Origin of the sequence: Actibacterium naphthalenivorans (assembly GCF_014196965.1) — a bacterium.
Lineage (GTDB): Bacteria > Pseudomonadota > Alphaproteobacteria > Rhodobacterales > Rhodobacteraceae > Actibacterium_A > Actibacterium_A naphthalenivorans.
Genome location: NZ_JACIEQ010000001.1, coordinates 585,656 through 603,588 on the forward strand (window position 1 = coordinate 585,656; position 17,933 = coordinate 603,588).

The 17,933-nt window shown below is 65.5% G+C and carries 19 protein-coding genes; 14 read left to right on the forward strand and 5 right to left on the reverse strand.

Annotated elements, in window-relative coordinates; genetic code table 11:
- Positions 1-137 precede the first annotated feature (137 nt).
- From GGR17_RS02805 to arsC, 3 genes are read left to right on the forward strand one after another with little or no spacing between them, the layout of a single operon-like run.
- Positions 138-476, forward strand: a complete 339-nt coding sequence (locus tag GGR17_RS02805; RefSeq protein ID WP_054540322.1) for a DUF952 domain-containing protein — start codon at positions 138-140, stop codon at positions 474-476.
- Positions 473-1,531: a quinone-dependent dihydroorotate dehydrogenase gene (locus GGR17_RS02810; RefSeq protein ID WP_054538178.1), complete on the forward strand. Its 1,059-nt coding sequence runs from the start codon at positions 473-475 to the stop codon at positions 1,529-1,531. The genes GGR17_RS02805 and GGR17_RS02810 overlap by 4 nt, the downstream gene beginning before the upstream one ends.
- Positions 1,522-1,875 carry an arsenate reductase (glutaredoxin) gene (gene arsC / locus GGR17_RS02815; protein ID WP_054538177.1) on the forward strand — a complete coding sequence of 118 codons (354 nt, stop codon included), beginning with the start codon at positions 1,522-1,524 and terminating at the stop codon, positions 1,873-1,875. Before GGR17_RS02810 ends, arsC begins: the two co-directional genes overlap by 10 nt.
- A 46-nt stretch (positions 1,876-1,921) precedes the next feature.
- Here the strand turns inward: arsC and GGR17_RS02820 are convergent, their stop codons facing one another.
- Genes GGR17_RS02820 through GGR17_RS02830 form a run of 3 tightly spaced genes read right to left on the reverse strand, consistent with a single transcriptional unit; the run spans position 1,922 to position 4,177 of the window.
- Positions 1,922-3,241, reverse strand: a complete 1,320-nt coding sequence (locus tag GGR17_RS02820) for an MATE family efflux transporter (protein WP_054538176.1) — start codon at positions 3,239-3,241, stop codon at positions 1,922-1,924.
- Positions 3,234-3,743 (reverse strand): PaaI family thioesterase, encoded by a 510-nt coding sequence (locus GGR17_RS02825; RefSeq protein WP_054538175.1) that lies wholly within the window; start codon positions 3,741-3,743, stop codon positions 3,234-3,236. Before GGR17_RS02825 ends, GGR17_RS02820 begins: the two co-directional genes overlap by 8 nt.
- The gene (locus GGR17_RS02830) at positions 3,740-4,177 is read right to left on the reverse strand and encodes a PaaI family thioesterase (RefSeq protein WP_054538174.1); all 438 of its coding nucleotides are present in this window, start codon (positions 4,175-4,177) and stop codon (positions 3,740-3,742) included. Before GGR17_RS02830 ends, GGR17_RS02825 begins: the two co-directional genes overlap by 4 nt.
- A gap of 109 nt (positions 4,178-4,286) precedes the next feature.
- Between GGR17_RS02830 and GGR17_RS02835 the strand changes: the two genes are divergently transcribed.
- The 9 genes from GGR17_RS02835 (at position 4,287) to GGR17_RS02875 (ending at position 13,345) form a co-directional block, all read left to right on the forward strand.
- Positions 4,287-5,435, forward strand: a complete 1,149-nt coding sequence (locus tag GGR17_RS02835) for a putative manganese transporter (protein ID WP_054538173.1) — start codon at positions 4,287-4,289, stop codon at positions 5,433-5,435.
- 61 nt (positions 5,436-5,496) lie between these two features.
- The gene (locus GGR17_RS02840) at positions 5,497-5,895 is read left to right on the forward strand and encodes a MerR family transcriptional regulator (RefSeq protein ID WP_054538172.1); all 399 of its coding nucleotides are present in this window, start codon (positions 5,497-5,499) and stop codon (positions 5,893-5,895) included.
- Between the two features lie 152 nt (positions 5,896-6,047).
- The gene (locus GGR17_RS02845) at positions 6,048-6,446 is read left to right on the forward strand and encodes a MerR family transcriptional regulator (RefSeq protein ID WP_054538171.1); all 399 of its coding nucleotides are present in this window, start codon (positions 6,048-6,050) and stop codon (positions 6,444-6,446) included.
- 23 nt (positions 6,447-6,469) lie between these two features.
- The gene (locus tag GGR17_RS02850; protein WP_054538170.1) at positions 6,470-8,248 is read left to right on the forward strand and encodes an acyl-CoA dehydrogenase C-terminal domain-containing protein; all 1,779 of its coding nucleotides are present in this window, start codon (positions 6,470-6,472) and stop codon (positions 8,246-8,248) included.
- Positions 8,249-8,299: 51 nt separating this feature from the next.
- Positions 8,300-8,512, forward strand: coding sequence for a hypothetical protein (locus GGR17_RS02855; protein ID WP_054538169.1), 213 nt, complete (start codon positions 8,300-8,302; stop codon positions 8,510-8,512).
- Between the two features lie 294 nt (positions 8,513-8,806).
- Entirely contained in the window at positions 8,807-9,445 is a 639-nt protein-coding gene (locus tag GGR17_RS02860; RefSeq protein WP_054538168.1) for a glutathione S-transferase family protein, read from the forward strand.
- A gap of 14 nt (positions 9,446-9,459) precedes the next feature.
- Complete coding sequence (locus GGR17_RS02865; protein ID WP_054538167.1) at positions 9,460-10,671, forward strand: acetyl-CoA C-acetyltransferase; 1,212 nt, start codon at positions 9,460-9,462, stop codon at positions 10,669-10,671.
- A complete protein-coding gene (locus GGR17_RS02870) occupies positions 10,671-11,144 on the forward strand; it encodes a cupin domain-containing protein (RefSeq protein ID WP_054538166.1) in 474 nt (157 codons plus the stop codon). Before GGR17_RS02865 ends, GGR17_RS02870 begins: the two co-directional genes overlap by 1 nt.
- On the forward strand, positions 11,141-13,345 hold the full coding sequence (locus GGR17_RS02875) for a 3-hydroxyacyl-CoA dehydrogenase NAD-binding domain-containing protein (RefSeq protein WP_054538165.1): 2,205 nt from the start codon (positions 11,141-11,143) through the stop codon (positions 13,343-13,345). The genes GGR17_RS02870 and GGR17_RS02875 overlap by 4 nt, the downstream gene beginning before the upstream one ends.
- 26 nt (positions 13,346-13,371) lie before the next feature.
- Here GGR17_RS02875 and GGR17_RS02880 read toward each other — a convergent pair whose 3' ends face one another.
- Positions 13,372-14,025 (reverse strand): sulfotransferase family 2 domain-containing protein, encoded by a 654-nt coding sequence (locus tag GGR17_RS02880; protein WP_054538164.1) that lies wholly within the window; start codon positions 14,023-14,025, stop codon positions 13,372-13,374.
- A gap of 111 nt (positions 14,026-14,136) precedes the next feature.
- Between GGR17_RS02880 and GGR17_RS02885 the strand changes: the two genes are divergently transcribed.
- Both GGR17_RS02885 and GGR17_RS02890 read left to right on the forward strand, forming a co-directional pair.
- Positions 14,137-15,774, forward strand: a complete 1,638-nt coding sequence (locus GGR17_RS02885; RefSeq protein ID WP_054538163.1) for an AMP-binding protein — start codon at positions 14,137-14,139, stop codon at positions 15,772-15,774.
- Between the two features lie 94 nt (positions 15,775-15,868).
- Entirely contained in the window at positions 15,869-16,885 is a 1,017-nt protein-coding gene (locus tag GGR17_RS02890; RefSeq protein ID WP_054538162.1) for a hypothetical protein, read from the forward strand.
- A 75-nt stretch (positions 16,886-16,960) separates the two neighbouring features.
- Here GGR17_RS02890 and GGR17_RS02895 read toward each other — a convergent pair whose 3' ends face one another.
- Positions 16,961-17,932 (reverse strand): SPOR domain-containing protein, encoded by a 972-nt coding sequence (locus GGR17_RS02895; RefSeq protein ID WP_054538161.1) that lies wholly within the window; start codon positions 17,930-17,932, stop codon positions 16,961-16,963.
- Position 17,933: the final 1 nt, after the last annotated feature.

The window sequence follows — 17,933 nt, forward strand, 5'->3', positions numbered from 1 at the left end:
CGTAATTGTAACAGAATGTTGACCTGTTACAGATGCAGAGTCAAAGCCTGAGCATCCTGATGGCTATCTGTGAAGAGTGACACTTGGATGACGTCACGGCATTGACCGGACGCATGAGTTTCGGCATTGGGAATACCATGCTGATTTTCAAGATTTTCCGCCGCCCCGAATGGGAAGAGTTCCGCGCCGCAGGCAGCACCGATGGCGCGCCTGTGGATGTCGCGGACGGGTTCATCCACTTTTCGACCGCCGAACAGGTGACGGAAACCGCGGCAAAACACTTCACCAGCGAAAGCGATCTGGTGCTTGTCGCCTTCGACCCCGACACGATGGGCGCGGATCTGAAATGGGAAACCTCGCGCGGTGGCGCGCTGTTCCCGCATCTCTACCGCCAGCTTCGCATGGACGAGGTGATCTGGGACAAATCCCTGCCGCTGGGCGCCACCGGCCATATCTTCCCGGAAGGTGTGATTTGAGCGTGGCCGAGCGGCTGGGCCTGGCCCTGTTGCACCGTTGCGATCCGGAACGGGCGCACGGGCTTTCCATCGCCGCGCTGAGGGCTGGGCTGGTGCCCCTGCCCGGTGTCACCACATCGCCCCGGCTGCGCACAATGCTGGCCGGGCTGGTTCTGCCCAACCCGGTGGGGCTGGCGGCGGGGTTCGACAAGAACGCCCAGGCGCTGGCGCCGCTTTCGCGCGCCGGTTTCGGGTTTCTCGAGGTTGGCGCGGCCACCCCGCGCCCGCAGCCCGGCAACCCGCGCCCGCGCCTGTTCCGCCTGACCGAAGACGCCGCCGTGATCAACCGGTTCGGCTTCAACAATGACGGGATGGAGGCGATCGCGGCGCGCCTTGCCAAACGCCCGGCGGGCGGCATCGTCGGGCTGAACCTGGGCGCCAACAAGGACAGCGCCGACCGGGCCGGCGATTTCGCGCAGGTGCTGGCCCGCTGCGGCCCGCATGTGGATTTCGCCACCGTCAACGTCTCCTCCCCCAACACCGAAAAGCTGCGCGACCTGCAGGGCAAGGCGGCGCTTTCGGCGCTGCTGGCCGGGGTGATGGAGACCCGCGCGGCGCTGCCCCGCCCGATCCCGGTCTTCCTGAAGATCGCGCCCGATCTGGGCGAGGCCGAACTGGCCGAGATTGCCGAGGTCGCGCTGGCCTCCGGCCTTGACGCGATCATCGCGACCAACACGACCCTGTCGCGCGACGGGCTGAAAAGCCCGCAGGCGGCCGAGGCGGGCGGCCTGTCGGGCGCGCCCTTGTTCACGAAATCGACGCAGGTGCTGGCCCGCCTGTCGCAGCTCACCGAAGGGCGGCTGCCGCTGGTGGGCGTCGGCGGAATCTGCAGCGCGGAAGACGCCTATGCCAAGATCCGCGCGGGCGCCTCGGCGGTGCAGCTTTATTCGGCCATGGTCTATCAGGGCCTGACGCTCGTGCCCCGGATCGTCGACGGGCTGGAACGCTTGCTCGCGCGCGACGGGTTTGCCAATGTGGCCCAAGCGGTCGGCACCGGACGAAAGGAATGGCTGTGAGCGATATCGTCATCTGGCACAACCCGCGCTGTTCGAAATCGCGCGAAGCGCTGGCGCTGTTGCAGGCGCGCGGCGAAGACCCGGTGATCCGCAAATATCTGGAAGACGTGCCGAGCCTCGATGAACTGCGCCTGACACAGGCGACGCTGGGCCTGCGCGCCATCGAGATGATGCGCACAAAGGAAAAGCGCTTTGCCGAACTGGGCCTGTCGAAGGACGCGGAGGATGCGGTTCTGCTGCGGGCGATGTCGGAAAGTCCCGTGCTGATCGAACGGCCCATCGTGTTCGCCAGCGGCAAGGCCGCCATCGGCCGCCCGCCCGAGCGGGTGCTGGATATCCTGTAGCAAGATGCGCCGGCGCTGATTGGGGCGCGGCGCGCCGGGGGATCGCTCAGCCGTCCACCGACGCCTCGAGCGCCGGATAGCGCAGGGCCAGGGTCACGCCGCGCGCCACCAGCGAGATCAGCAGCGCCATCCACAGCCCGTGATTGCCGCAAAGCGGCATCAGCACGGCGACCGCGATGCCGTAGATCACGAACGACACGATCATCATGTTGCGCATGTCTGCGGTCTTGGTGGCGCCGATGAACACACCGTCCAGCATCCAGGCGGCAAGGCCCAGCAGCGGCGCCGCGACCATATAGACAAGATAGGCCCGCGCCTCTGTGCGCACCTCCGGGGCCGTGGTCATGATGTCGATGATCCGCCCGCCGAACAGCGCGAAGGCGATGGCAAGCCCGATCACGCAGACCAGGCCCCAGAAACTCGTCAACAGCGCGCCGCGCCGGAGCGACATCCGCGTCCGCGCCCCGAGCGCCTGCCCCACCAGCGCCTCGGCCGCAAAGGCGAACCCGTCGAGCGCATAGGCGGTGATTTCCAGGAACTGCACCAGAATCTGGTTCGCCGCCAGCGTCACATCACCGAAATCCGCGCCGAAGAACAGGAACGACACGAAGACCGCCTGAAGCAGAAGCGAGCGGATCAGGATGTCGGTATTGACCCGCATCATATGGGTCAGGCGCGCCCGGTCGAACACGCGCGGCCAGTCTTTCCAGGCGCTGCCGCGAAACGCGTCGCGGCACAGCCAAAGGCCCATCGCCGCGCCCGACCATTCGGCCAGGAAGGTCGCCGTCGCCACGCCCTCGACGCCCCAGCCAAGCCCCAGCACGAACCACAGATCCAGAAGGATGTTCATGCCGTTCATCAAAAGCTGAATGGCAAGCACCGCGCGCGTACGTTCCAGCGCGATCAGCCAGCCGGTGAGGCCATAGATGGAAATCGCCGCCGGCGCGGACCAGACCCGGATGCGCATATAGCTGCGGGCCATCGTCTCGACCTCGGGGCTAGCGGGCGAAAGCCGGAACGCCCCCCAGAACAGCGGCGCCTGCAACAGGATCAGCACCACCCCGGCCGCAACGCCGATCATCAGCGCGCGCGACAGCATCGCGGCAACCTCGGCGCTGTCACCCGCCCCCTGAGCCTGAGAGGTCAGGCCGGTCGTGCCCATCCGCAGAAAGCCGAGAATCCAGTAAAGCGCGGTGATGGTGATCGCGCCGATGCCGACGGCGCCGATCGGCGCGGCCAGGCCAAGTTGCCCGACGACGCCGGTATCCACCGCCCCCAGGATGGGCACGGTCGCGTTTGACAGCACGATCGGCAGGGCGATCTTCAGAACGCGCCGGTGCGTCAGCGCCGGCGCGGCCTCAACCATCACGTTGCGGCATCAGAAAATGGCCGGTGGCCTGGGCGAACAGCCGGTCGCGATTGTCCTGCCAGGCTTCGACATGAACCGAGGCATAGCGACGGCCGGAGCGGTTGACCCGCGCCCGCGCATAGGCGTCGCGCGGCAGGCCCGACCGAAGGAAATCGGTGGAAAAGTCGATGGTCTTGGGCAGGCGCGGCACGCGCGCGCGGATCAGCGTTTCGGGATCGAGCGCGCCGCTTTCCATCTCCTCCCACAGCATCGTCCAGGACAGACCGATAATCGCCGTAACCTCGAGAAACGCCGCCGTCACCCCGCCGTGAAGGGCCGGAAGATGAGGGTTTCCGATCAGTTTCTCGTCATAGGACAGAACGCCGGTCAGCTCGTCGCCCCTGCGTTCGAACGTGATCCCGAGAAAGCGGATATAGGGCACCCCCCGCACCAGCGCCGACAGCGCCGCGTCCCGGCGCTGTTTCACCATCTGAACCGGTTCGGGCGGATGCCGGGTCATACCGCGTCTCCTTCGGGCTGCGCCACCGTGAACGCGCCGGTGGCCATCGCCACGGGGTTCGCGCGGTCTTCGTCCATGGCGGTGGCACGCACGAAGGCGACGCTGCGGGTGACGTGATAGCATTCCGCCCGGGCGACAATCCGCTGGCCGGGCGTCGCCGGGCGCATGTAGTCGATCCGAAGATCCAGCGTCGCGGTCGAATCCGACGTGTCGGGATGGCTGACCACCGCCGATCCGGCGCAGGTGTCGAGCAGCGCCGACACCGCACCGCCGTGGATCACCCCGCTATGCGGATCCCCGACGAAGCGTTCGTCATATGGCATCGAGATTTCCGCGACCCCGGTCCCGAGATAGTCCAGCCGCATCGCCAGCGCGCGGGAATGGGGAACCAGATCGAACATTTCCCGGGCTTGCCGCATATTTTCTTCGCTCATGCACCATCCCCTCTTGTGATTTCGGTTATTGGACCTTGCCAAGCATGCTGCAAGTGATAATTTCTTAAATTGAAATTAATTCGCAAAAGCAAAATATCGAATCACACCCATGTCCTCGACACCACAGCCCCACCCTGACCGCGCCGCGCTGGTATTGCCGGAATATCTTGGCCCGTTCCGCGTCAAGCGCCTGATCCTTGTGCTGATCTATCTGGCGCTGTCCTTCGCGCCCGGCCGGCTGGGCGAGGTGACGCGCGGGCTGATGACTGACGCCTATACACAGGTCGCCGTATTCGTGGCGGCGACCTTCCTGCTGTTCTACGGGGCCGAGCGGTTTTTCAAATTTGACATGGCCGATGCGCTGAAGGGCGCGAAGGGCTGGCAGGTGCCGGTGGCCGCGCTGCTGGGCGCGACGCCGGGCTGTGGCGGCGCGGTGATCGTGGTTGCGGCCTACAGTTCGGGCAATGTCGGTCTCGGCGCGATGGTCGCCACCCTGACCGCAACGATGGGCGATGCCGCGTTCCTGCTGCTCGCCACGCGCCCCGATGCCGCGGCGGTGATCCTGCCGCTTTCGCTGGTCGTGGGCACCCTGACCGGCTGGATCGTGGACAGGTTCAACAAGGTCACATTCGCCCCGTCAGGCGACACTTGCGCCGTGGTCGCGCCGATCGGGCGTATCCGCGCCAAGGATTGGGTCTATCTGATGTTCATTCTGCCAGGTCTTGTGGTCGGCGTGGCCCAGCTTGCCCAGATCACGATCGACGATCTGCTCGGCATTCCGGTGGTGTGGCTCGCGATGGCCGGGATCACGACCGGGTTGCTGATCTGGGCCACCTCCACGGTCCGGGCCATGACCAACCCTGCCGACACCCCCGTGACCCGCGCCGCCGAGGAAACCAGTTTCATCACCATCTGGGTCATCGCGGCCTATCTGGCCTATGACTACGCGTCCGAATTCGCCGGGCTGGATCTGGAGATGTGGTTTCAGGCCGTCGCCCCGATCCTGCCGCTGATCGCCATCGCGGTCGGGTTCGTTCCCGGCTGCGGCCCGCAGGTGCTGGTTGCAACGCTCTACGTCAACGGGGCGATCCCCTTCGCGGCGCTCATCGGCAATGCGATATCCAACGACGGCGACGCGCTGTTTCCTGCGATCGCGCTCAACCCCAAGGCGGCGATGCTGGCCACGGTCTATTCGGCCGTTCCCGCGCTGATCGTGGCCTACGGGTTTTACCTCCTGGCGCCCGGTTTCATGAACTGATTTGCGCCAACCCGCACAAACGCCTAAGGTTGTACCAGACACGTAGGAACGGGAGGCGGCGGTGTCGGACGGGCACCTGACGTTCAAGCAGATGTGCGCGAAGTTCGATGTGACTCCGCGAACGCTGCGGTACTACGAGTATATTGAGCTTCTCAGCCCGAGGCGCGAAGGCCGCACCCGTTACTATTCGGCCCGCGACGTGGCCCGGATGACACTGATCCTGCGCGGGCGCCGCTTCGGGTTCAGCCTCGAGGAAATCCGCCAGTGGCTTTCCATCTACGAAGAAGAGGGCTCCGCCGCCCAGAATGCCGCGTGGGTCGAGAAAGCCACGCTCAAGCTGGCGGATCTCAAGACCCAGCGGCGCGAGCTGGACGATACCATTTGCGATCTCGAAGAGATGCGCGACAGGGCCAGGCGCCTGCTCGATCGCCAACAGGACTTCGCAAAACGACTCCGATAGTTCGCTTTCCGGCAATATTCCCCGGCACGGCTTCGGTAGGCACGATGTGACGCAGCGTCTCGCTTACGTCTAGGTCAACTTCCCTGCTATAGCCCACCGGATCCGGCCAATGGGGCCATCAATTAAGAATACGCTCGTTCAAAGGCGACCAAATGACTGATACGATTATGACCATCCGACAGATGTGCGATGCGTTCGATGTAACGCCGCGTACATTGCGCTTCTACGAAGCCAAAGAGCTGCTGTTCCCGATCCGCGAGGGTCAGAAGCGCCTGTTCCCAAAGCGCGACCGTGCCCGGCTGAAGCTGATCATGCGCGGCAAGCGCTTCGGGTTCAGCCTCGAGGAAATCCGCCAGCTGCTGGATCTCTACGACATCGGCGACCAGCAGCAGACCCAGCTGCGCCGCACCTACGAAGCCGCCTGCCGGCATCTGGCCGACATGGAACGCCAGCGCGCCGAACTGGACGAATCCATCACCGATCTGAAAGAACAGCTTGCCTGGGCGGAAGAAAGGCTGGATGCCTTCGGGCAGCAACAAGCCGCGGAATAGACGCTCAAAGGGAGGAGACCTTGATGCCGTCCTACAACGCTCCCACGAAGGATCTGCAGTTCGTATTACACGACCTGCTGAACGTAAGCCAAAGCGGTGTGGAAGGCTGTGACGCGCTGGAGCGCGACGTCACGTCCGCCATCCTCGACGAGGCCGGAAAGCTTGCCAGCGACGTGCTGGCGCCGTTGAACGTGGTCGGCGATACCGAAGGCTGTGTTCTGGAAAACGGCACGGTGCGCACGCCGGCAGGGTTCCGCGACGCTTACCGCAAGGTCCGGGAAGGCGGCTGGATGGGGCTGGACTGCGATCCGGCCTTTGGCGGCCAGGGCATGCCCTATGTGCTGAACATCGCGGTGGGCGAGCTGTTCGTCTCGGCCAACATGGCGTTCAACATGTATCAGGGCCTCACCCACGGCGCCTATTCCGCCATCCACACCCATGGCAGCGACGCGCAAAAGGCTATCTATCTGCCGAAGATGGTCACCGGCGAATGGACCGGCACGATGAACCTGACCGAACCGCATTGCGGCACCGATCTGGGGCTGATGCGCACGAAGGCCGAACCGCAGGATGACGGATCATACAAGATTACTGGCCAGAAGATCTTCATCTCGGCGGGCGATCACGACCTGTCGGAAAACATCATCCACCTGGTGCTGGCCAGGGCACCGGACGGCGGCGAAGGCACCAGGGGCATCAGCCTGTTCATCGTCCCGAAGTTCCTGATCGGCGACGACGGCGCGCCGGGGGGGCGCAATGCCGTATCCTGCGGCAAGCTGGAAAGAAAGATGGGCATTCACGGCAACGCCACCTGCGTGATGAACTTCGACGGCGCCACCGGCTACCTGATCGGAGAGTTGCACAAGGGCATGCGCGCGATGTTCACCATGATGAACGAAGCCCGGATCGGCGTCGGCCTGCAGGGCTATGCCCAGGCGGAAGCCGCCTATCAGAACGCGGTCGCCTATGCCCATGACCGGCTTCAGGGCCGCGACGTGACAGGGGCGCAAAACCCCGACGGCCCGGCCGATCCGATCATCGTGCACCCCGATGTGCGGCGCAACCTGATGGATCAGAAATCCTTCGTTGAAGGGGCCCGCGCGCTTACCCTCTGGGGCGCGCATCTGATCGACCGCGCGCACCGTATGGGTGACACGAAGGCCGAGGGGCTGATCTCTCTGCTGACGCCGGTGATCAAGGGCTTCCAGACAGACAAGGGCTTCGAGATGGCCGTGGCGGCGCAGCAGGTGTTCGGCGGGCATGGCTATATCGAGGAAACCGGCATGTCGCAATTCGCCCGCGACGCTCGCATCGCCATGATCTACGAAGGCGCCAACGGCATTCAGGCGCTTGATCTGGTGGGGCGGAAACTGGCGCAGGACGGCGGCGCGCATCTGATGGCCTTCTTCGATATGGTAAAGGCGTTCATCAAGGAAAACGAAGGCAACGGCGCGCTGAAACAGGATTTCCTCGATCCGCTCAAGAAAGCCTCCAAAGACCTGCAGGCAGCGGCGATGTATTTCATGCAGAACGGCATGAAAAACCCCAACAGCGCACTGGCCGGCTCTTATGATTTCATGCATCTGTTCGGCCATGTCTGCCTTGGCCTGATGTGGGCCCGAATGGCAAAGGCCGCGATGCTGGCGCTTGACGCGGACACACCCGACGCGGCCTTCTACGAGACCAAGATCGCTACCGGCCGCTACTACATGTCCCGCCAGCTTCCGGCGACGGGCCTGCATCTGGCGCGGATCGAATCCGGGGCCGACCCGGTGATGGCACTCGCGGCGGACGCGTTCTGATGGCATAACGCGTAAAACAGGACATGATGATGACCGAATAGGGAGGCTTCATTGCCCAAACGCCTGCGCCTGACCCGCCGCTTCAATGTTGCGATGACCGAGGATGGTTACCGCCGGCTGAAACGCTTCGCCGCCGAGGCCGGGCTGGACGAAGGCGAAGCGTTGTCATTCCTGTTCGAGTACTTTGACAGCGTCACTGATCATGACAACCTGAGCCACCGGCTGCGCCTGTTCAACGCCGAGCTGGAGGCACGCAAACGATGAGCGCACCGCCAGTCGCCCCGTCATGCCGCCTTCGGCGAGAGTATTTGTGCCGAGAAGATGAACAGTCTGCGCCCTGCCATCCGGCGCTTTCCGGTCCGGGCCGGGGGCGCGCGGGACGGCAGGGCGTCTCCTCGGGCGGTCATCGGCTCTCCAGCCTGTACCGCACCATCAACACTGCCGGACCAAGGTTAACGGCCGGTTATCGAATACCGGCCTGTTCCTCTTCTCGGCAAAAATACTCAGATCCAGCACCGGCCGCCCCTCGGTCGGTCAGAAATTCAGAAAGAGAGCCTGATGACGATCCAACTTTACTGCTTTGGTGAAAGCGGCAATGCCTACAAGGCCGCGCTGACGATGCAACTTGCCGGGGTGGAGTGGGAGCCCGTCTTCGTCGACTTCTTCCATGGCGAGACCCGCAGCCCGGAATACCTGGCGCTGAACCCGATGGGCGAAGTTCCGGTGATGGTCGACGGGGACGTGACGCTCAGCCAGTCGGGTGTCATTCAGGATTACATCAGCTCAAAGACCGGCAAGTTCGGTGGCCGCAGCGCCAATGAGCGGCGCGAGGTGCTGCGCTGGGTGTTCTGGGACAATCACAAGATGTCCTCGCAATGCGGAACGGTGCGGTTCTTGATGAACTTCCTGCCCGAGGAGAAGCGCCCGGCCGAGGTGATCACCTGGCTGCAGGGCCGGCTGCGCGGCGCGTTCAAGACGCTGGAGGCCGCGCTGGGGGGCAAGGAGTGGCTGGTGGGCGATCAGCCCACCATCGCCGATTTCGCCTGCTGCGGGTATCTGTATTACCCCGAGCCCTTCGGCTTTGACCGCGCCGACTGGCCCAATATCGACGCCTGGCTGGATCGCATCGCCGCCCTGCCCGGCTGGAAGCACCCCTATGATCTGATGCCCGGCTCGCCCGCCGACCGGGCCACCTGAGAACGGAGGCCGCCATGACCGACGCCTTTATCTATGATGCCGTGCGCACACCGCGCGGCAAGGGACGCAGGGAGGGCGCGCTGCACGAGGTCACCTCTGTCCGCCTGTCCGCTGTGGTTCTGGATGCCCTGAAAGCCCGCAATGCTCTGGAAGGTCACGCCGTGGAGGATGTGATCTGGGGCAATGCCACCCAGGTGGGCGAACAGGGCGGGTGCCTGGCGCGGTCTGCGGTTCTGGCCTCGGGGCTTGATCAGTCGATCCCGGGCCTGTCCATCAACCGGTTCTGCGCCAGCGGCATGGAGGCGGTGAATCTGGCCGCCAATCAGGTGAGGGGCGGCGCGGGTGCGGCCTATATCGCCGGCGGGGTCGAGATGATGGGCCGCGTGGCCATGGGCAGCGACGGGGCGGCGATTGCGGTTGACCCGTCGCTTGCGATGGGCCGCTATTTCGTGCCGCAGGGCATTTCCGCCGATATCATCGCCACCGAATACGGCTTTTCGCGCGACGATGCCGATGCGCTGGCCGTGGAAAGCCAGAAACGCGCCGCCGCGGCCTGGGGCGAAGACCGCTTTGCCCGGTCGGTGATCACGGTGAAGGACCAAAACGGACTGCCGATCCTGGAGCATGACGAATACATGCGCCCCGGCACCGACATGCAGGCGCTTGGCGCGCTGAAACCCGCGTTCAAGGATATGGGCGAGGTGATGCCCGGCTTCGACAAGGTCGCGCTGATGAAATACCCGCATCTGGAGCGGATCAATCACATCCACCATGCGGGCAACTCTTCGGGCATCGTCGATGGCGCGGCCGGGGTGCTGATCGGCAGCAGGGCCTTCGGCGAGGAGCATGGCCTGAAGCCGCGCGCGCGCATCCGCGGCACGGCGAAGATCGGCACCGACCCCACCATCATGCTGACCGGGCCGGTGCCCGTGACCGAAAAGATCCTTGCCGACAATGGCATGGCGATTTCGGATATCGACCTGTTCGAGGTGAACGAGGCTTTCGCCTCGGTCGTGCTGCGGTTCATGCAGGCCTTTGACGTCGATGACGGCAAGGTCAATGTCAACGGCGGCGCCATCGCCATGGGTCACCCGCTGGGCGCCACCGGCGCGATCATCATCGGCACGCTGCTTGATGAGCTGGAGCGCAGCGACAAGGAAACAGGTCTGGCAACGCTGTGCGTCGCCTCGGGCATGGGTGCCGCCACAATCATCGAGAGGGTGTGATGGGGATCATCGACAAGCGCAACGTGCCGGTCAAGACCGGGTCGATCTACCCCGAGCCCTATGCCAGCCAGATGGCCGGGCGGTCATCGCTGCGGCTGGGCGATGCGGGCGGGCTGACGCAGTTCGGCGCCAATCTGGTGATCCTTCAGCCCGGCGCGAAATCGTCGCTGCGGCACTGGCATCTGAACGAGGACGAGTTCGTGATGGTGACCGAGGGCGAGATCATTCTGGTGCAGGACGCGGGCGAGACGCCGATGCGCCCGGGCGATTGCGCCGCCTTTCCGGCGGGCGACACGGACGGCCATCATTTCATCAACCGGACCGGGCGCGAGGCGCGGTTTCTGGTGGTCGGCAGCCGCGCCCCGCGCGAAACCTGCACCTATTCAGATGTCGATCTGGTGATGGACGTGGCGGATGGCAAGACCAGCTTCACCTACAGGGACGGCACCCCGTTCAAGGGAGAGCGGACATGAGCGAATTCCACTATTCCGTCGATCCGGACGGCGTTGCGATCATCACCTGGGACGTACCCGGCAAAACCATGAACGTCATGTCGCTGGAGGGGCTGCGCGAGCTGGAAGCCTGTGTCGACAGGGCGCTGGCCGATGATGCGGTCAGGGGCGCGATCATCACCTCGGGCAAGAAGGATTTCGCGGGCGGGATGGATCTGAACATTCTGGCCGGGATGAAGGAGAGCGCGGGCGACGATCCGGCCCGTGGCCTGTTCGAGGGCGTCATGCAGATGCATGGCCTGCTGCGCAAGATCGAGCGCGCCGGGATGAACCCGAAGACCAACAAGGGCGGCAAGCCCATCGCCGCCGCCCTGCCCGGCACAGCGGCCGGCATCGGGCTGGAACTGCCGCTGGCCTGCCACCGGATCTTTGCCGCCGACAATCCCAGGGCCAGGATCGGCCTGCCGGAGATCCTGATCGGCATCTTTCCCGGCGCCGGCGGCACCACGCGGCTGGTGCGCAAGCTGGGCGCGATGGCCGCCGCGCCCTTCCTGCTGGAAGGCAAGATGCAGGAGCCGAAGAAGATGAAGGCGGCCGGCGTCATCGACGCGGTTGTCCCCGCCGAAGAACTGATGTCGGCCGCGAAGGAATGGGTGCTGGCCGCCAAGGATGCCGATATCCTGAAACCGTGGGATGCGAAGGGCTACAAGATGCCCGGCGGCGCGCCCTATCACCCGGCCGGTTTCATGACCTTCGTCGGCGCCAGCGCCATGGTCAATGGCAAGACGCAGGGTGTTTACCCCGCCGCGAAGGCGCTGCTTTCGGCGGTTTACGAAGGGGCGCTGGTGCCCTTCGATACCGCGCTGAAGATCGAGGCCCGCTGGTTCACCAACATCCTGATGAACCCGTCGTCCACCGCCATGATCCGGTCTTTGTTCCTGAACAAGGAAGCGCTGGAGAAGGGCGCGGTGCGCCCTGCCGCCGTGCCGGATCAGTCGGTCACCCGGGTCGGCGTGCTGGGGGCCGGGATGATGGGCGCGGGCATCGCGCTCGTGTCGGCGCTGGCGGGGATCGAGGTGGTGCTGATCGACCAGAGCCAGGCAGCCGCCGACAAGGGCAAATCCTATACCGCCGATTACATGGACAAGGGCATTTCGCGCAAGAAAGCCACGCCCGAGAAAAAGGAACAGGTGCTTGGCCTGATCACCGCCACCACCGATTACGCCGCGCTGAAGGGCTGCGACCTGATTGTCGAGGCCGTGTTCGAAGACCCCGGCATCAAGGCCGATGTCACCGCGCGGGCCGAGGCGGTGGTGGGCGAGGACTGTATCTTCGCCACCAACACCTCGACCCTGCCGATCGGTGAACTGGCGAAGGCCAGCACACGGCCCGCCCAGTTCATCGGCATCCACTTCTTCAGCCCCGTCGACAAGATGATGCTGGTAGAGATCATCCGGGGCGCGGAGACCGGCGACCGGGCCGTGGCCAGGGCGCTGGATTTCGCGCGCCAGATCCGCAAGACGCCGATCGTGGTCAACGACGCGCGGTTCTTCTACGCCAACCGCTGCATCATCCCCTATATCAACGAAGGCATCCGCATGGTGAAAGAGGGGGTCACCCCCGCCCTGATCGAGAATGCCGCCCGGCTGGTGGGCATGCCGCTGGGCCCGCTGCAACTCGTCGATGAAACCTCGATCGATCTGGGGGTGAAGATCGCCCGGGCCACGAAGGCCGCGATGGGCGATGCCTATCCCGACGGCGCGGTGGACGAGGTACTGTTCCGCATGGCCGATGATGGCCGGCTTGGCCGAAAGGCGGGCGCGGGTTTCTATGCCTACGACGAGAAGGGCAAGCGCCAGGGCCTGTGGCCGGGGCTGGCCGCGCAATACCCGCTGGCGGGGGCGCAGCCCGATGTGTCCGAGGTCCAGCACCGCCTGCTGTTCGTGCAGGTGCTCGAGGCCGTGCGGGCGCTGGAAGAGGGTGTTCTGAGCGATATTCGCGAGGGCGACGTCGGCGCCATTCTGGGCTGGGGCTTCGCGCCATGGTCCGGCGGGCCGTTCAGCTGGCTCGACATCATCGGCGCGCCGCGCGCGGTGGCGCTGTGCGATGCCTTGGCCGAAACCCATGGCGCCCGCTTTGCCGCCCCCGCGCTGCTGCGCGAGATGGCCGCGCAGGGCGATACGTTCTACGCGCGGTTCGCGCCGGGCGCCAAGGCCGCCTGAGCGGTGACAACACAGCGGCGCGGTCCCTAGCCGCCAAACCCGTAGCCGAAGCGCGCGATGTCTTCGCCGCAAAGCTGCGCCAGCAGGGCCGCGTCGGCATCGGAATAGTAGCTGCGGAAATCCGCGGCCCTTTCTGATTGGTTCACCTTCGGAATATCGCCCAGCGAGAACCCCAGATGCGCCTCGAGCGGCGCGAGATCCTGCGCCAGATGCTCTAACCGGATGAAGGCGCCGCATCTTTCTTGCCCCTCGGGGTCTTGCATGTAGGCGCCGTAGCTTTCGGCCTGAAAAACCGCGCGGGTCTGGGCGTGGTTCAGAAAGGCGCTGAACTCCAGCCCTTTCGCGAGATGCACCGCCGGATGATCGAAGCCCTGCGCCCGCAGCCAGTGGTAATAGCTGACCATCCGGTCCCACGGATTGCGCACAAGGGTGAAGGTGAATAGCTCCGCCATCTCCTGCCGCGTCACCAGGCCCTCGATATCGCGCAGACGGGAATGTTTCCAAAGCCGGCCCGAGCTTCGCGCCCCCTGCAGCCGCCGCCGTCGCTTCACCGCCTTGGGCGTGTCGCCGATCAGAATGTCATCCGCCATCGCCCGCGCCTCCAGCGCCAGGCTCAGGGCGGTGCCGCCGGTCTTGGGGATATGCACGAAGATATAGCGGCGCCCGCGCGAGATGATCATGGCATTCACCTTATCGCCTGCGCGTCGGTGCCGCCAAGATGCGTTTGCCCCTTTCCAAGCCGCGCGGCCCCCGCCACTATCCGGGTCCGAGGAGAAACGAGGGAGGATGGAATGGGCTGGTTGGCCGATGAGACCGGGCTGGGCAAATGCGATGCGAACCATGTGCCGCTGACGCCCCTGTCACACCTGAACCGCGCCGCGGATATCTTTCCCCAGCGCCAGGCGCTGGTGGACCGCAGCCGCAGCTTCACCTATGCGCAGATGCACGAACGCGTCACGCGTCTTGCCTCCGCCCTTGCCGGACGCGGCATAAGGCCGGGCGATGTGGTCGCAACCCTGCTGCCCAACATCACCGCCCAGATCGAGGCGCATTTCGGCGTGCCCGCCTGCGGCGCGGTGCTGAACGCGATCAACACCCGGCTCGAGACAGAGACGGTCAACTACATCCTGTCCCACGGCGGCGCGAAGATCCTGCTGGTCGACAACGCGCTGCTGCCGCTGGCCGAGGCCGCGATTTCGCGCATGGCCGAGGCCGACGCGCCCGAGATCATCGAAGTGGCGGATCACGAGGCCGGTTTCATGCCCGATGGCCGGCACATGGAATATGAAGACCTGCTGGCGGGCGGCGATCCCGGTTTCCGTTGGATCATGCCCGAGGACGAGTGGGAGAGCATCGCGCTCAACTACACCTCCGGCACCACCGGACAGCCCAAGGGCGTGGTCTATCACCACCGCGGCGCCTATCTGGCCACCATGGGCACCGTGATCTCGTGGCGCATGGTGATGCACCCCCGGCTGCTGACCATCGTGCCGCTGTTCCACTGCAACGGCTGGTGCCACAGCTGGATGATGCCCGCGCTGGGGGGCACGATCATCTGCTGCCGCGATGTCACCGCGAAGAACATCTATCACGCGATCTCGGTCGACGGGGCGACGCATTTCGGCGGCGCGCCGATCGTTCTGAACGCGCTTGTCAATGCGCATGAGCACGACAGGCTGCCGTTCGATCACACCGTCGAGGTATTCACCGCCGGCGCCCCGCCCGCCGCCGCGACGCTGGCGAAGGTGGAACCGCTTGGCTTCAACGTCACCCAGGTTTACGGGCTGACAGAGGTTTACGGCCCCGCCACGGAATGTATCTGGCAAGACGATCTGTGGGATGACCTGCCGCAGGGCGAGCGTGCCAATATCAAGGCCCGCACCGGCGTTGCCATGCCGATGCTGGAAGAGGCCACCGTGACCGATGAAAACATGGCCCCGGTGCCGCGCGACGGCGTCACCACGGGCGAGATCATGATGCGCGGCAACACCGTGATGAAAGGCTACTACAAAAATCCCGAAGCCACCGCCGAAAGCTTTGCCGGCGGCTATTTCCATTCCGGCGACGTGGCCTTCCGCCACCCGGACGGCTACATCAAGATCACCGATCGCGCCAAGGACATCATCATCTCGGGCGGCGAGAACGTGTCTTCGGTCGAGGTGGAGGGCGCGCTGATGCACCACCCGGCGGTGGAGCTTTGCGCCGTGGTCGCCAAACCCGACGAGAAATGGGGCGAAGTGCCCTGCGCCTTTGTCGAACTGAAGCCGGGGCATGAGGTGAGCGAGACGGAACTGATCGCCTTTTGCCGCGAACATCTGGCCGGGTTCAAGACACCCAAGCGGGTGGTGTTCGAAGACCTGCCCAAAACCTCGACCGGGAAGATCCAGAAATTCGAACTGCGCGAGATCGCCAAGGGCCTGCCCGACTGATGCGCCCCGTTGCCCCCTGCATTGTGGCGCGGCGTCCAAGCCGCTATCATGGCGTCACAAACACGGAACGAACCGGGCAGGATCAGGGCCGCGCATGACGGCGCTTTCACAGTTTGAACGGCTGGAATCTTCCGGCCTCTGGCGCGAGGGGCCCCAGGCGCAGCGGCGCGATGTGATCGTGTCGTTCGGCGACGCCTCGCTGGTGATTTCCGACACCCGGGAACGGGCGCTCGCCCATTGGTCACTGGCCGCCGTGACCCGCCTCAACCCCGGCGCGATGCCGGCGCTGTTCGGCCCCGGCACCGATGCCGAGGAAATCCTGGAAATCGAAGACGAGGTGATGATCGGCGCCATCTCGAAGGTGACGGCGGCGATCGAAAAGCGCCGCCCCCGGCCCGGGCGGCTGCGGCTCATCATGCTGGGATCCAGCCTCGCGCTGGTGATCGGGCTGCTGGTGTTCTGGATGCCCGGCGCGTTGCGGCGCCACACGGTTGCGGTGGTGCCCCCCACGGTGCGGGCCGAAATCGGGCAGGGCCTGCTTTCCCGCATCGCCCGCGTTTCGGGCGCACCCTGCCATACCACCGCGGGCGACCGCGCGCTGGCGCGGCTGCGCGCGCGGCTTCTGGGGCCGGGCCCCGGCGTGCTGGTGGTGCTGCCCGGTGGTGTCCGTCAGGCGGCGCATCTTCCGGGCGGGCTGATCCTGCTGAATCGCGCGATCGTCGAGGATTTCGACGATGCCGACATTCCCGCCGGTTTCATTCTGGCCGAGGCCGAACGTGCCGCCCGGCAGGACCCGCTGGATCTGATGCTTCGGAATGTGGGCACGCGGGCCACGTTCCACCTGCTGACAACCGGCGCGCTGCCGGTCGAGGCGCTGAACGGATATGCCGAAACCGTGCTCACCCGCCCCCCCGCCTCGCTGACGGACGCGGCGCTGCTGGCACGGTTCGCGGCGGCGGAGGTGCCATCGACGCCCTATGCCTATGCACTGGATGTGTCGGGCGAAACCGTTCTGGGCCTGATCGAGGCCGACCCGCTGCGCGGCCGGGCCTACAAGCCGGTGCTCAGCGATGCCGACTGGATCCGCCTTCAGGGCATCTGCGGCGGCTGAATTTCCACCCCGCGAAAGAAGACAGCGCCCCGCACATGTTGGCGAGGCGCTGCTCCACTGTCCCGGATTTGTTTTTTATCTCCGCACGAATGCGTCCCGGTACCCTGCCATTCGAACCGCCCCGAGGGCGGAATTGAGATGCTCTTGCCCGGCAAACGGCCCGGCCAGCACAATCTGCACCGGCTTGCCGTTCATCCGGCCTTGCGCCACCGCAACCGGCAGCCCGAGCTGACGAAGCCGCGCGGCGGTGGCGGCGGAATTCGCCGGCAGCCCGAAAGTGCCGACCTGAACATATCCCGCCGCGGGCCGTACCTTCGCCGGGGTCTTGGTCGACGCGCGGGCGGTCAGGCGCTGACGGGCGCTCGCGGGTGCCGCAGCGGCGCGCGCAACCGGCCCCGGTTTCCCTTCGGCGACCAGACGGCGCGGCACGGTCTGCGTCCAGACCAGGTTCATCTGAGCCTCTCCCCGGGCGGTTCCGACGCCGCGCAGCGGGTTCAGCCGGTCGTCTTTCCACGCCCTTTCGTAACCTTTGGGAATGGTGATGGGCGCGGGCGTGATGGTGACGGCCATCGGCGCGGGTGCCGGCACCGATGCACGGACCGAGGCCGGCCGTGGGGCCGAAACGGTTTTCGGAGCCGGTGCGACCGCGACTTTCACCGGTGCCGCAACAGGCGCTACGGCGGGCGCCGGCTTGGCTGCAACAGGCGCGGGTGGCACCGGCGGAGCGACGGGAACAGGCGCGGCAACAATTTCCGCGATCTCGGGCTGCGGCTTCGGCGCGGGGGCCGGGGCGGCGGCGGCGAAGGTGGGTTTGAACCCGCACATCACCGTCCGGCCACGGCTCACGCGCGGCACCCAGGTGACGGTTCCCCCATAGCCGGCGCGGATATAGACGCAGCCCCGGCTGTCGACATATTGATTGGCCGCATAGTCCGCCGGTGGCAGCTCTGCCGGTCCGTCATCATCGGCCAGCGGCTGTGCCGACAGGGCATTGGCCAAGAGCACGGCCGCAGCGGCAGCCGCCACAGCCAGGGAAATCAGTCGCATA

Excerpts from the sequence above, each read along its gene's own strand:
- GGR17_RS02845 (WP_054538171.1), top strand. The coding sequence starts at position 6,048 with ATGACTGATACGATTATGACCATCCGACAGATGTGCGATGCGTTCGAT.
- GGR17_RS02890 (WP_054538162.1), top strand. The coding sequence starts at position 15,869 with ATGACGGCGCTTTCACAGTTTGAACGGCTGGAATCTTCCGGCCTCTGG.
- GGR17_RS02875 (WP_054538165.1), top strand. The coding sequence starts at position 11,141 with ATGAGCGAATTCCACTATTCCGTCGATCCGGACGGCGTTGCGATCATC.
- arsC (WP_054538177.1), top strand. The coding sequence starts at position 1,522 with ATGGCTGTGAGCGATATCGTCATCTGGCACAACCCGCGCTGTTCGAAA.
- GGR17_RS02860 (WP_054538168.1), top strand. The coding sequence starts at position 8,807 with ATGACGATCCAACTTTACTGCTTTGGTGAAAGCGGCAATGCCTACAAG.
- GGR17_RS02820 (WP_054538176.1), bottom strand. The coding sequence starts at position 3,241 with ATGGTTGAGGCCGCGCCGGCGCTGACGCACCGGCGCGTTCTGAAGATC.
- GGR17_RS02870 (WP_054538166.1), top strand. The coding sequence starts at position 10,671 with ATGGGGATCATCGACAAGCGCAACGTGCCGGTCAAGACCGGGTCGATC.
- GGR17_RS02850 (WP_054538170.1), top strand. The coding sequence starts at position 6,470 with ATGCCGTCCTACAACGCTCCCACGAAGGATCTGCAGTTCGTATTACAC.
- GGR17_RS02865 (WP_054538167.1), top strand. The coding sequence starts at position 9,460 with ATGACCGACGCCTTTATCTATGATGCCGTGCGCACACCGCGCGGCAAG.
- GGR17_RS02825 (WP_054538175.1), bottom strand. The coding sequence starts at position 3,743 with ATGACCCGGCATCCGCCCGAACCGGTTCAGATGGTGAAACAGCGCCGG.
- GGR17_RS02835 (WP_054538173.1), top strand. The coding sequence starts at position 4,287 with ATGTCCTCGACACCACAGCCCCACCCTGACCGCGCCGCGCTGGTATTG.
- GGR17_RS02830 (WP_054538174.1), bottom strand. The coding sequence starts at position 4,177 with ATGAGCGAAGAAAATATGCGGCAAGCCCGGGAAATGTTCGATCTGGTT.
- GGR17_RS02805 (WP_054540322.1), top strand. The coding sequence starts at position 138 with ATGCTGATTTTCAAGATTTTCCGCCGCCCCGAATGGGAAGAGTTCCGC.
- GGR17_RS02885 (WP_054538163.1), top strand. The coding sequence starts at position 14,137 with ATGGGCTGGTTGGCCGATGAGACCGGGCTGGGCAAATGCGATGCGAAC.
- GGR17_RS02880 (WP_054538164.1), bottom strand. The coding sequence starts at position 14,025 with ATGATCATCTCGCGCGGGCGCCGCTATATCTTCGTGCATATCCCCAAG.
- GGR17_RS02895 (WP_054538161.1), bottom strand. The coding sequence starts at position 17,932 with ATGCGACTGATTTCCCTGGCTGTGGCGGCTGCCGCTGCGGCCGTGCTC.